The organism is Streptomyces sp. NPDC050549 (genome assembly GCF_040655035.1).
Classification (GTDB): Bacteria; Actinomycetota; Actinomycetes; order Streptomycetales; family Streptomycetaceae; genus Streptomyces.
Map to the genome: position 1 here is coordinate 1 of NZ_JBFAJD010000082.1, position 12,165 is coordinate 12,165.

The 12,165-nt window shown below is 68.9% G+C and carries 6 protein-coding genes and 3 pseudogenes; 7 read left to right on the forward strand and 2 right to left on the reverse strand.

Annotation, left to right across the window (positions count from 1 at the left end; genetic code table 11):
• Nucleotides 1–378, forward strand: a 378-nt coding sequence (locus tag AB0I51_RS47440) for a polysaccharide deacetylase family protein (RefSeq protein ID WP_362985599.1), incomplete at its 5' end; no start/stop codon positions are given.
• A gap of 27 nt (nt 379–405) precedes the next feature.
• On the opposite strand, the gene AB0I51_RS47445 is transcribed toward AB0I51_RS47440, so the two are convergent.
• Together AB0I51_RS47445 and AB0I51_RS47450 are read right to left on the reverse strand one after the other, a co-directional pair.
• On the reverse strand, nt 406–2,031 hold the full coding sequence (locus AB0I51_RS47445) for a CocE/NonD family hydrolase (RefSeq protein ID WP_362985601.1): 1,626 nt from the start codon (nt 2,029–2,031) through the stop codon (nt 406–408).
• Between the two features lie 20 nt (nt 2,032–2,051).
• On the reverse strand, nt 2,052–2,630 hold the full coding sequence (locus AB0I51_RS47450) for a TetR family transcriptional regulator (RefSeq protein WP_362985608.1): 579 nt from the start codon (nt 2,628–2,630) through the stop codon (nt 2,052–2,054).
• Nucleotides 2,631–2,835: 205 nt separating this feature from the next.
• Here AB0I51_RS47450 and AB0I51_RS47455 point away from each other — a divergent pair, with 205 nt between their 5' ends.
• The 6 genes and pseudogenes from AB0I51_RS47455 to AB0I51_RS47480 form a co-directional block, all read left to right on the forward strand.
• Nucleotides 2,836–6,036: a family 78 glycoside hydrolase catalytic domain gene (locus AB0I51_RS47455; RefSeq protein WP_362985602.1), complete on the forward strand. Its 3,201-nt coding sequence runs from the start codon at nt 2,836–2,838 to the stop codon at nt 6,034–6,036.
• 260 nt (nt 6,037–6,296) lie between these two features.
• Nucleotides 6,297–6,390: pseudogene (locus tag AB0I51_RS47460) on the forward strand (DNA-binding response regulator); the annotation flags it as partial.
• Nucleotides 6,391–6,660: 270 nt separating this feature from the next.
• The gene (locus AB0I51_RS47465; RefSeq protein WP_362985604.1) at nt 6,661–8,304 is read left to right on the forward strand and encodes a subtype B tannase; all 1,644 of its coding nucleotides are present in this window, start codon (nt 6,661–6,663) and stop codon (nt 8,302–8,304) included.
• 326 nt (nt 8,305–8,630) lie between these two features.
• Nucleotides 8,631–9,020 (forward strand): annotated as a pseudogene (locus tag AB0I51_RS47470) (immunoglobulin-like domain-containing protein); the annotation flags it as partial.
• 1,199 nt (nt 9,021–10,219) lie between these two features.
• Nucleotides 10,220–11,488 (forward strand): RICIN domain-containing protein, encoded by a 1,269-nt coding sequence (locus AB0I51_RS47475; RefSeq protein ID WP_362985606.1) that lies wholly within the window; start codon nt 10,220–10,222, stop codon nt 11,486–11,488.
• A gap of 168 nt (nt 11,489–11,656) precedes the next feature.
• A pseudogene (locus AB0I51_RS47480) lies at nt 11,657–12,165 on the forward strand (endonuclease); the annotation flags it as partial.

Genomic DNA, 12,165 nt, shown 5'->3' on the forward strand with positions numbered 1-12,165 from the left:
TCCTGGAACCACCCCGACCTCACCAAGCTCACCGCCGAGCAGGTCGCCTACCAGCTCAACCGCACCAGCGCCGCGATCAAGGCCGCCACCGGCAAAGCCCCCACCCTCTTCCGCCCGCCCTACGGAGCCGTCAACAGCACCGTCCGCGCCGCAACCACCCTCTCCCCCGTGCTGTGGACCCTGGACACCGAGGACTGGAAGTACCCCGACGCCTCCAAGGTCGCCCAGACCGTCATCGACAAGGTGCAGCGCAACGACGTCGTCCTCATGCACGACATCCACCCCACCTCGGTCGCAGCCGTCCCCGAGATCCTGCGCACCCTCAGCGCCCGCGGCTACCACTTCGTCACCGTCAGCCACCTGCGCGCCACGATGTGACCCCCGGCAGGACGCCGCACAACTGCCTCAGGGCGCCTGCCGCACGGGGAGGACGATGGCGGAGGGACGGTCCTGGTCGTGGTGGACCTGCTGGTCGGCGGCGCGCAGGACGGTGGCCTTGGCGCGGGGCTCGCCGGTGCCCGGGTTGCGGTTGTAGCGCGGGAAGGCACCGCTGGAGACCTGGACACGAATCCGGTGACCGCGCTTGAAGCGGTACGCCGTCGGCCACAGCTCCACCCGCGCGCAGGCCCCTTCGTCCGCGTCGGTGAGACTGACCAGGCCGTCGCAGACGTTGAGCGAGCGGCCCTTCTCGTCCACGTCGCACAGCCGGACGAAGACGTCGGCGTACGGCAGGGACGATCGGAAGAAGATCTCGGCACTCACCTCGCCGATGATCTCGACGTCCTGTGCCAGCGCGGAGGTGGTGTACGTGAGGATGTCCGGCCGCGCCTCCAGCTTCCTGTTGTCGACAGTGCCCGGTTTGACGGTGAACCACATGCGTACGCCGCCGACGGCCGGAGTGGGGTCGCGGGGGTCGTAGCGGTAGTTGTCCGGGGCCGAGTCCGCAGGCGGCGGAGCGATGGCGAGCAGGCCGTCGGGGTGGAGATGGAAGCGCTGGGGTGCGTATTCCGGGGGCGGCCAGGCGGGGAAGTCGCGCCACGCGTCCTCGCCCATCACGTACAGCCGTACCGGGGTACGTTCGGACGGTTTCTCGTCCCGGGCGTGTGCCAGGCCGAAGTCGAGGGCCTCACGGTTCGCCGCGGCGCCGACCTCGATGGACAGGTGCGGCCAGGGGCCGACCGTGAGACGCGCGGGACGCCCGGCGTCCTGCAGCACCCGGAAGTCGCGGAGCTGGCCGGGCAGGAAGATGTCGTGCCAGCCGGCGACGGTGCTGACCGGGACGGTGATGTCCGCGACGCGCTCACGGTGGTCGGCGGGCGCCCAGAACGGGTCGTCCCGGCCGTGGGCGAGCATGTGCTGGATGTACGTGCTGTGCCGGCCGAGGACGACCTTGTCGGCCTGTTCGAGCGGCAGCGTGTTCATGGCTCGCCCTATCTTCCGCTCGGTGAGGAGCAGACGGACCATGGAGAGTCGGCGTTCCTGCCGGGCGACCTGCACCCCCCAGTAGAAGGGCAGTTCCAGACCGAAGGCGTCCTCGCGGAGGAAATCCAGTGTCAGGGCGGACTCGGAGACTGCCGGGATCACGGCCTTGACCTGGGGCGGCACCACGTCGGCGACCGCCCATTGCACACCGCCGAGGTAACTGCCGCCGACGAGGATCATCGACGTGCCGAACCAGGGCTGTTCGACGACCCACTCCAGCGTGTCCAGACCGTCCGCCCGCTCGCAGCGGAACGGGTCGAACGTGCCGCCGGAGCCGAAGGTCCCGCGGGTGCTCTGTACCAGCACCTGGAAGCCTCGTTCTGCCAGCGGCCTGGCCATCTGCGAGGCGGTCGCGCCGGTACGGCCGTAGGGGACACGGATCAGGGCGGTGGGCAGACCGGTGCTGCCGGTCCTCGGGTACCAGTGGTCCGCGAGCAGGAAGACTCCGTCCCGCATCGGTACCTTCAGGCCGCGCTCGACGCGGAGGTCTCTGGTGGTGGGCGGCGGCAGTTGTTGTATGCGCTGGGTGAGACGGCTGCCGATGTTCATGGGGGGCTCCGTGCCGTGTTCTAGGGCTGGTGGGGGGTGATGACCGACGCGAGGCGCAGAAGGCGGTCCGCCAGCTCGCCGGGGACGAGGGGGTCCGCACCGTCGATCAGCCAGTCGTAGACGACCGCGCTCGCGCCGCCCGCGAAGAACGTCGCCACGTCGTTGACGGTGGCCTCGTCCAGTGCACCGAAGAGGTCCCGCACGGTCGCCCGGTTCAAGGAGCCGAACACACCGTTGAGCGTCCGGGCCATGGCGAACGCGCAGGACCCCGTCAGCATCGGGCGGTAGAACGCCTGGTGCTCGGCGAAGTGTGCGGCCGCCACAAGCACCTGAGCGTGCAGGTCCTTCGCCGCCCGAGCCGCCTGGGCCACCAGCTCCCGCTCCACGAGATCGGCCGCGGCCGCGACGAGCAGCGCGTCCCGGTCACCGAAGTGCAGGTACAGCAGTTTCCGGGTGACGTCCGCCGCGTCGGCGAGGTCCGTGACGGGGACGGCGGTGGTGCCTCGTTCGGTCACCAGGCGCACGGCTGCCGTCATGAGGGCCGCACGGGAGCGCTGGACTCTGCGGTCCTGAGCAGGGGCTTCCTGCGGGTGATCCATGTCCACGCAGCGAAAATACACACTTGTTCCCTAAGCTACAAGTGTAGAAAACTGTGTCCGCAGGCCAGCCGCCCAAGACCTCGCACCGGTTAAATCGATTCACTGTTGAGCCTGATCAATTCTCGACACAGGGATTGACCACGTGGACGCGGAACCCTAACCTCCGGGCAATCGCATTGAAACCTTTCACCAGTTGAGGTGCGTCATGTCCTGGGACCTATCGCGTCGAAGACTTCTGCAGCTCGGTGGCGCCTCGGCCGCCTCGGTCGTGCTGACCGGACCCCGGGCGCTCGCGGCCGAAAGTGTCAGCACGGCCCCCGGCAGGCCACCCGCGCCGACCGGCACGCTGGCCGACCTGCTTCCCCAGGCCCTCGGCACGAGCGCCGGGCAGCGCCCCCGGTTCAGCTGGCAGGTGCCCGACTTCGGCGCCGGTACCCTCCAGCGGGCCTATCGGCTGCAACTGGCCGCCGCTCCAGGCGGTTTCGAGGACAGGCGGCTCGTCTGGGACTCGGGGAAACAGAGATCTGCCGACTCCGTCGCCGTGCCGTACGACGGGCCGCCCCTCCAGCCACGTACCGCCTACTGGTGGCGGGTGGCCAGCTGGGGCGAGAACTGTTCCGCCTGGTCGGCACCCGCCCTGCTCGCCACCTCGGTCGAGGACGCGTGGGAGGCCGAGCCGATCTGGGTGCCCGCCGGGCCGGTCATGACCGACGGGACACTCGCCGTCCGCCTGCAGATCACCGCCATGGCGGCCGGCCTGTGGTTCCGCGCCTCGAGCACCTCCGACAACTACCTGTGGCAGCTGCGCGCCGGCACTCCCGGCGTCCTGCGCAAACACGTCTGCGTGAACGGCACGTACACCGTCCTCGGCGAGGTCCGGCTGCCGTTCGCCGTCACCACCGGCGAGTGGCTCGACGTCACGGTCACCATGACGGGCACCACCTTCACCACCACGGTCGGCGGCACCACCGTCGACACCACCACCGACAGCCGTTACTCCTCCGGCAACATCGGCCTGCGCAACGGCCTCACCGAGTCACAGATCTACGACCGGGTGACGTTCACCGCCGCCGACGGAACCGTGCTCCTCGACGACGACTTCGCCTCCGACAAGGGCACCTTCTCCGCCGGCACCGTCTCCGGCGGCGCGCTCACCCTCCCCACCGGCGCCTCGTCGCTCTCCTCCTACGGGGCCGACGACACCTGGGCGCTGCTGCGGCACGAGTACACCACGGCCACGGGCAAGGAGACGGCCGCCGCCGTCCTCTACGTCGCCGCCACCTCGGCCGACCCCGCCCGGCAGTACGTGGCCAAGGTGTGGAGCAACGGCACCGTGGTCGGGCAGGCCTCCGTGCGCTCCGGCACCGGAACCGCATACCAGGCCTTCGACGTCACCTCGACCCTGCGGGGCGACGGTGGGCCGAACGCGCTCGCCGCGCTGTGCTGGACCACCTCGGAGCAGAAGTTCCTGGCCCAGCTGGAGATCACGTACACCGACGGCAGCCGGACCACCGTCGCCTCGGGAGACCACTGGCAGGCACGCCGTCAGGCCGGCCTGCTGCCCGCCAAGGGCAGCGCGGGCAGCAGCTACTACACGATCCCGCAGGAGTACTGGGACCTGCGCCAGGAACCCGTCGGCTGGACCCTGCCCGGCTTCGACGACAGCGCCTGGCACACGCCCGTCGTCCGCGCCGCGATCAGCGGCCTCGTCCCGGCCCCGATCGAACCGCCGCGGCTGCACGACGTCGCCCCCGTCTCGGTCACCGAGGTCGCCGACGGCCGCTGGCTGGTCGACCTCGGCCGGGAGATCGTCGGGGGGCTGTCCCTGGAGGTCACCGGCAGCGCGGGCGACACCGTCGAGGTGCGGCTCGGCGAGGAACTGAACGCCGACGGCACCGTCAGGTACCAGCTGCGTGCCACCAACACGTACCGCGAGGTGTGGACCCTGCGCGACGGGAAGCAGAGCTTCGAGCACTGGGGCTACCGCGGCTTCCGCTGGGCGGAACTGCGCACGACGCTCGACCTGTCCGACGCCGTCGTGACGGGCCGTGCCCGGAAGCTCGACTGGGACGAGTCGCACGCGTCCTTCCACAGCTCCGACCCGGACCTCGACCGGGTCTGGGAGCTGTGCCGGTACTCCATCGAAGCCACCCGCGGCGACCTCTACACCGACACCCCGACCCGCGAACGCGGCCCCTACGAGGGCGACGCGCTGATCAACCAGCTCTCCGAGTACGGCGTCCAGCGCTCCTACGCCCTGGCCCGCTGGTCCAACGACTACCTGGTCCGCAAGGGCACCTGGCCCACCGAGTACCGGCTGATGTGCGCGCTGTCCGCCTGGGAGGACTACCTCGCCACCGGCGACGACCGGCAGCTCGCCAAGGACTACGACCTGCTCGCCGCCAAGAACCTCACCACCTACCTCGACTCCCGGGGCCTGGTCAGCAAGGCGCCCGGCACCACCAGCCAGGACCTGGGCGACCTCGTCGACTGGCCGACCGCCAGCCGCGACGGATACGTCTTCACCAACGTCAACGCCGTCGTCAACGCCTTCCAGTACGCGGCCTTCGACGCCCTGTCCAAGAGCGCCGCGGCGCTCGGCAGGAACGACGACGCGGCGTCCCTGCGCTCCCGGGCCGACACCCTCGCCACGGCCATGCGCGCCACCCTGCTCGACAGCTCGGCCGGCCGGTTCCTCGACGGCGAGGGCACCACGCACAGCGCTCAGCACGCCACCGCCTTCCCGGTCGCGCTCGGTGTCGCGGACGCCCTGGACGACGACCTGCTCGGCCGGCTCGGGGACACCCTTGCCGCAGGCGGTATGCGGATGAGCGTGTACGGGGCGCAGTTCCTCCTGGACGCCCTCTTCCGGCTCGGTCGCGCCGACGCCGCGCTCGGGCTGCTCACGTCCACGGCCACCAACTCGTGGCTGCACATGCTCGACACACTCAAAGCCACCATCGTCACCGAGGCCTGGGATCCCTCGCTGAAGTCCAACATGACGTTCTCCCACGCCTGGGCCTCGGCTCCGGCCAACGTGATCCCCCGGCATGTACTCGGCGTCCGCGTCACCACCCCCGGCGCGGCGGAGTTCCTGATCCGCCCCAGAACCGGAACCCTGACCGACGTGGCGGGAACGGTGCCGTCCGTGCGCGGCCCGGTCCAGGTCGCCGTGCACCGATCGGACGGCTCCCACACGACCCGGGTGACGGTGCCGCCCAACTCCCGCGCGGTGGTGGAGGTGGAGATCGGCGACGCCCGTCCGGCGGAGTACCGAGTGACGGCGAAGGCACCAGGCGGACGGGGGCGGGTCAAGGTCGAAGCCCTCACAGACGTCACCGGTACGGTGCTGAGAATAGGGCCCGTCGGCTCCGGCACGACGAAAGCGGAACGCACCCCTTCCTGAGGGCATTGCCCCGACTTCCGCTTCCCTTGCCGAGGTCGTTGCGGCACCCCGGCCCGTTCACATGTCCTGTCGTTACGTCCTGTTCGTGTACGTGGCGGATCGCGGCGAGGACCCGGTCCCGGTCGGCGTCGCCCGACACCCCGCCCTGATCGTCCTGAAGGTGATCCGCCCGGACGGTGCCGGCTTCGGCATCCACCGCGCCGCCGGCGTCGACGCTCTGGGTCCTCCTCCTCACCGCCCACGACCGGACCGAAGCCAAAGTGCACGGCTGACGATGGGCCCGACCACTACGCCACCAAGCCCTTCGAGCTGGAGGAGCTGGTCGCCCGCGTCCATGTACTGCCGCGGCGCGGGCGCTCCCTCGACTGTCGGCTGGTGCGCATCGGGGCGTGATGCTGGATCCGGCGACCCGCGAGGTGTGGCGGGACGGCACGCAGGTCGCCCTCTCGTGCCGGGATTTCGATCTTCTGAGTTACGCGGCGCGCCGGTCGTCGAGTCGGCGCTGAAGAGTTCCTATGCGAAAACTACGTACCCTCTGTGAGAGTCAACGAGATCGTTGACGATGATGTTGCCCAGCGCCTAGCTTCACGCCTGCCGACCCCCACGGCCAGAGAGAGGCAGACGATGAAGCGCAGAACGGTTCTCAGGACGGCGACGCTCGGCACGGCCGCGGCCTCGGCCCTTCCGCTGCTCTCCGGTTGTTCGAACAGCGACGGTTCGAGCAGCAAGAACGTCTCTCTCACGTTCGACAAGGACGCCTACAAAACGAAGACCAAGACCGTGTCCACCGCGGACGGCGACAAGAAGGTCACCTACCGCCTCTGGGAGGCGATCACGTACGTCGCCAAACCGGTGGACGAGAAGTACCAGAGTCTCAACGTCATGGTTCCCGTGAAGATCGGGCACAGGGAGATCGACGCCTCCGGCGCCCCGATCCTCCTCGACAACGCCATCGCCGGTTACATGTCCTCGTCCGTGACGGGCGGCAGCGGCGTGGGCGGGGGTGGCACGGCCCCCGGCGCCGGCGCCACCCCCAGCGGTGCCCAGGGTGGCGGCGGTGCCATGCCAAGCGGGGTCGCGCCGAGTGGAGGGTCGGCTCCCGGTGGTGCCATGCCCAGCGGTGCGGCAGGCGGCGCTCCGACCGGAGGTACCCAGCCCGGCGGCATGACGGGCGGCGGCCAGACGGTCGGTAACGGCGATCTCGCCCTCGCGGCCGGTTATGTCGTCGTCCAGCCCGGCGCCCGCGGCCGTGACAACGAGAAGGACGGCAAGTACTACGGCAAGGCGCCGGCCGTGATCGTCGACCTGAAGGCCGCGGTGCGCTACATCCGCCACAACAAGGGCAGCATCCCGGGCAACACGGACTGGATCGTCTCCTCCGGCACGAGCGCCGGCGGCGCCATGTCCGCACTGCTGGGCGCCTCCGGCGACAGCCCTCTCTACGACGCGCATCTCAAGGAGATCGGCGCGGCCGACGCCAGCGACGCGATCTTCGCGAGCGCCGACTGGTGCCCGATCACGGACCTCGACCACGCCGACATGGCCTACGAGTGGATGTACAGCGGCGCGAAAATGGGCGGCAAGACCGTCGACCAGACCGTCTCCAAGGCGCTCACGTCCCAGTTCGCGGACTATCAGGCATCACTCAAGCTCATCGGTGAGAGCGGCTTCGGCGCCCTCACCGCCCGCAACTACGACGAGTACCTGTTGAAGACCTACCTGGAGCCCGCCGCCACTACCTATCTGAAAGCTCTGTCGGACTCCAAGCGCACCGCCTATCTGAAGGATCAGTCCTGGATCACCTGGTCGGGCGGCAACGCGACCTTCACCTGGGACGGCTTCATCGCGCACGTGGGCCGGAGCAAGGGCGTGCCGGCGTTCGACGCCTTCGACAGTTCGGCCGCGGAGAACATCGAGTTCGGTGACGAGTCCACCAACGCCCGGCATTTCACGCTCTACAGCATGCGCCACGCGACCGGGAAGGCCAGTGCGCGGCTGGACAGCGACCTGCCCGAGACGATCACGTTGATGAATCCGATGCACTTCATCGGCCAGAAGAACGCGGCCCGTTCGAAGAACTGGTGGATCCGTGTCGGCACCAGCGACACCGCCACTTCGCTCACGGTCGTCGGCAACCTCGCGGCGAGTCTGGAGAACCTCGGCGACCACGTCAACGCCCTCATGTACTGGGACGGCGGACACGGCGCCAACGAGGACCCGGACGACTTCATCAAGTGGATCGCCCAGATCACCGGCTACGGGAAGTGACCCACGAAAGTTCCGCAGGAGGACGGGCATCGACAGTGAGGTCACTCGCCTCTCATCGTCCTTCCGGCACTACGAACGACGTCCGATTGACTGGTCGCACGCGGCCAGGGTCAGCTCCCCCGTGGGGAAAAGGAGGAGCCGTCCATGTCCTTCCTGTCCTCTGGGCACCGCCGGCCACAGCGTCTGACCAGACACCAGCTGTGGCAGCCCACCGTCGCAGCGGCGGCCTGCGCCGCACTGCCCGGCAGGCCGCGCCACCACCACTTGCCGGGCCTGAACTCACCGAGCCCACCGCCACGTTGACCGCCTGAAACGCCGACGACGTACGTGGCCACCTCGCCCTCCCCGCCACGTGCCCGCACGATGCCGGCGCGAGGTGGAAGCCCGACAATCTCCGGACCATCACCGCGACCGGCGAGGTCGACCACCCATCCCATGTCACCCTGACGGCCACCGTCCGGCTCGATCACCACCTGGCCAAACGCCCCTTCGACGGCACCGTCCACCCCCACCATGAACGCAGGCCGACGGAGGGTTACCTCTGCGCCGACTTCACGGGCGCATGCCACACCGACGGCGAGCAGGTACAGTTCGCCGCCTCCCGCCGCAACACTCCTGCATCGGGTCGGCCCGAACGACAACAAACCGGTGCTCCACTCCACTCTCGGCCAGGGCCTGTCCGGCGGATCAGGTCGCAGGAAAGTGACGGTGCCTGACCAGCTCCGGTGAGCGAGGTGTGGTGCATGCGGCTGCAGGGCGGAGGAAGGAGGCGACACCCCGCGTCCGCGACAGGATCCGCCGGACAGGCCCTGGCGGGGCGTACGCAATCCCTCCCTCGTCCGCTCCCCCGGGGGCGACAACTTCACCTCGTCGCTGCCGACTTGAAGACCGGCGGCAAAGGCTGGGCTACGAGATGCCGTTCGGGAGCCAGTACATGGAGGTGCGGGAGTCCAACGAACTCGTGCGCTGGTTCGAACAGCGCCACGCATCCGCACCAACTGGTCGAGAGCCCCACGGTCCTCAAGGACAAAGCCGGTGGCGGCTGGTAGGCCCTCATGGACGCGGCCGTCGGACGAGGACGCCTTCCCTACCGACCCAGCCGATCGCTGTGGAACGACTACCAACTCCCGTCACGACGCCCCCGGCCATCAGACGCACGGGCAGGGCACACAGTTCACCGTCCGAGACACTCGCGCTGCGCCGCTGCTCCTTGGTCTTCGGTTCGGACATGCCCCGACAGCCCGCCGCAAGGCCGCCGGGCAGGACCCGGCCCGCTGCGGCAATTGCCAGAGAAATGACACCGAAGGCCGCCACGCCTGCTGGCAACTCAAATCTTCAAGCACTTCACAGTTCACTTTCAGGGCGATTCACCTTCGCATTCAAGAAATCCTTCGAATGCAAGTGCGGCTACCGCCGGTAACCCTCTCCTGGTGTGAAGTTTTGAAAACTGGTCAGCGAAAGCGCTTGTCGCAGATAACTCGCGCATGCGAAGGTGAGCCTCCCTTAGGACAGCCACGGCCCGCGACCAGGCGAAAAGGCGATCCTCAAGGTACGCACCAATCACTCGCCACTTTCCGACGGAACGTCATTTCGCATGCCGTCCTGCAATGGGAAAGGAAAGGATTCCGTGCAGGTCCCTTACCCCCCACGCCCGCCTTACCCACCCCGTCCCGGACCGCCCCCGGGGGAGCCCGATCCGGACCTCACGGCCCAGCTGGGCGGCGAGGACCACGAGCGGCACCATGCGACGGCCCTGCTGCTGACCCGCCACTGGCCGTCCGTCCGCGACTACGCACTCCTCTGCCTGGCGTCGGCGAGCCCCGCCGCCCAGTACATCGCCATCAGCGCATTTCAGCGAACACTGGGCCGACTCGCGAACAGCACAACCGGCGCAGCCCTACGCCCGCTGCTGCTGATGTCGGTGCGCGAGACAGTCCATGCCTGGGCCGCAGACGACAGAATATGCACAGCCATACCAGAACTACGCAAACCAATCGGCAGCCGTGGTCCAGACGCGACCACATCGGAAGCCCCGGCGCCCCGAAAACTCGCCGAACGCGCCTTCGTGGCACTGTCCGGTTTCGCCCAGTGCCTTCTGTGGCATACCGAAGTCGAGGCGGAACCCATAGAGATACCTGCCGCTCTGCTCGGTATGGAATCGGTCGTCGCGAGAGCGGCCGCGGAGCAGGCTCGCCAACAATTCAGGGCGGGCCTGGTGCACGCCCATATGCAATTCGCGCCGTCTGCGGAGTGCCGCTTCTACAGCCGCCTTATCGACGTACCCATTCGGCGCGGCGGCCCCCTGCTCCCCGACGTCCAACAGCATCTGGCGGTGTGCTCCTACTGCCGAGCCGCCGCCGACCAACTCGAGCTTTTCGAAGGCGGGCTGGGGCTTCTGCTCGCCGAGGCGCTGCTCGGCGGGGAAGGCCGCCGCTATCTGGCTACGCGGCCCGGCCGGGGCGACCCCGGAGAATGGTCAGTCGCACCGGAACGGGAGCCGACAGGTCCGCCCACGGGCGGCCGGCACCGCAACGTGCCCGAGAAGGGGCATTGCGCAGCCGCAGCCGGGGCCCTCGCCTCCCTCGCCCTGCTGGCAACCGTCCTGACCGCCCACAACTGGCCGGTCGACAGCGGTGCACCCGGCCCGGCCACGGCGACCTGGGGCGTCCCCGCCAACAGTTCCCCCAGCCCCGAACCCAGCCCCACCGCGTCAGCCGGCACCGCATCCGACCCCTCCGCCCCACCGCGCGATCCCGGCACCGAAAGCCAGACCCAAGGCAGGCTGCGCAGCCTCGCCACCGGACGCTGCCTGACCGTCGACGGCCCGATCACGGCGGGCGCGAGCATTCACCTGACGGCGTGTTCGTCCACCGATTCCGAACAGTGGTCATACGAATTCGACGGCCTGCTGCGCAGCCAAGCCGACCCCGCTCTCTGCCTGACCGCCGACCCTCGGACCCGAAGGATCCAACTCTCACAGTGCGTCGTGCACTCCGGCGAAGTGTCGTACACCATCACGCGGCGGGGGCAACTCCTACTGCGCGAGCGCCAGGACCTCGCGGTGGCGCCTGGCGACGGCGACCGGTCCACAGAGGCGGTCGTGGCGAGCCGTGACGCGTCGGACCGACAGCGATGGACACTTCAGGCTTCAGCAACGAGGCGGGCGCCCACCTCCCGTACATAGCGCCGCAGTTGTCACGAATCGCCAATGGCCGGGTCTCGAACCACCCATGCATGGCAGGCGATTCCTTTGAAAGCACGCCCGAACCCTCGACAAGACCCAGGTAACCGGCGGTAACTTCTGCGATGTTCCCACCGTAACCGCTTTCCCTCCCCAGGAGACACCCCCTCCATGCGCAGACTCCTCGCCTGCCTCGCGGCGGCAGCAGCCACCCTCGGCGGGCTCACCGCAGCCGCACCGTCCGCGTCGGCCGCAGACCCGGCTTCCGGGTCCTTCAGCACCCTGACCTACAACGTCGCGGGCCTGCCCGAGAGCCTCTCCAGCGCCTCGACACCCCGCGACACCAGCACCACGGCGATCGGCCAGCGGATCGCTCCCTACGACATCGTCCACGTCGAGGAGGACTTCAACTACCACGCCTACCTCTACGCTGCCGACACCGCACACGCCTACCGCACCCCCACCAGCGGCGGCGCAGGCATCGGCAGCGGACTCAACACCCTCTCGAAGATCCCCTACGACGAGGACGACTTCGAGCGGGTCCACTGGAACTCCTGCCAGGTCGACTCGGGTGACTGCCTCACACCCAAGGGCTTCACGTTCATGCGCGAGCGCCTCTCCGAGGGCGTCTACGTCGACTTCTACAACCTGCACACCAACGCCGGTACGAACGACGGCGA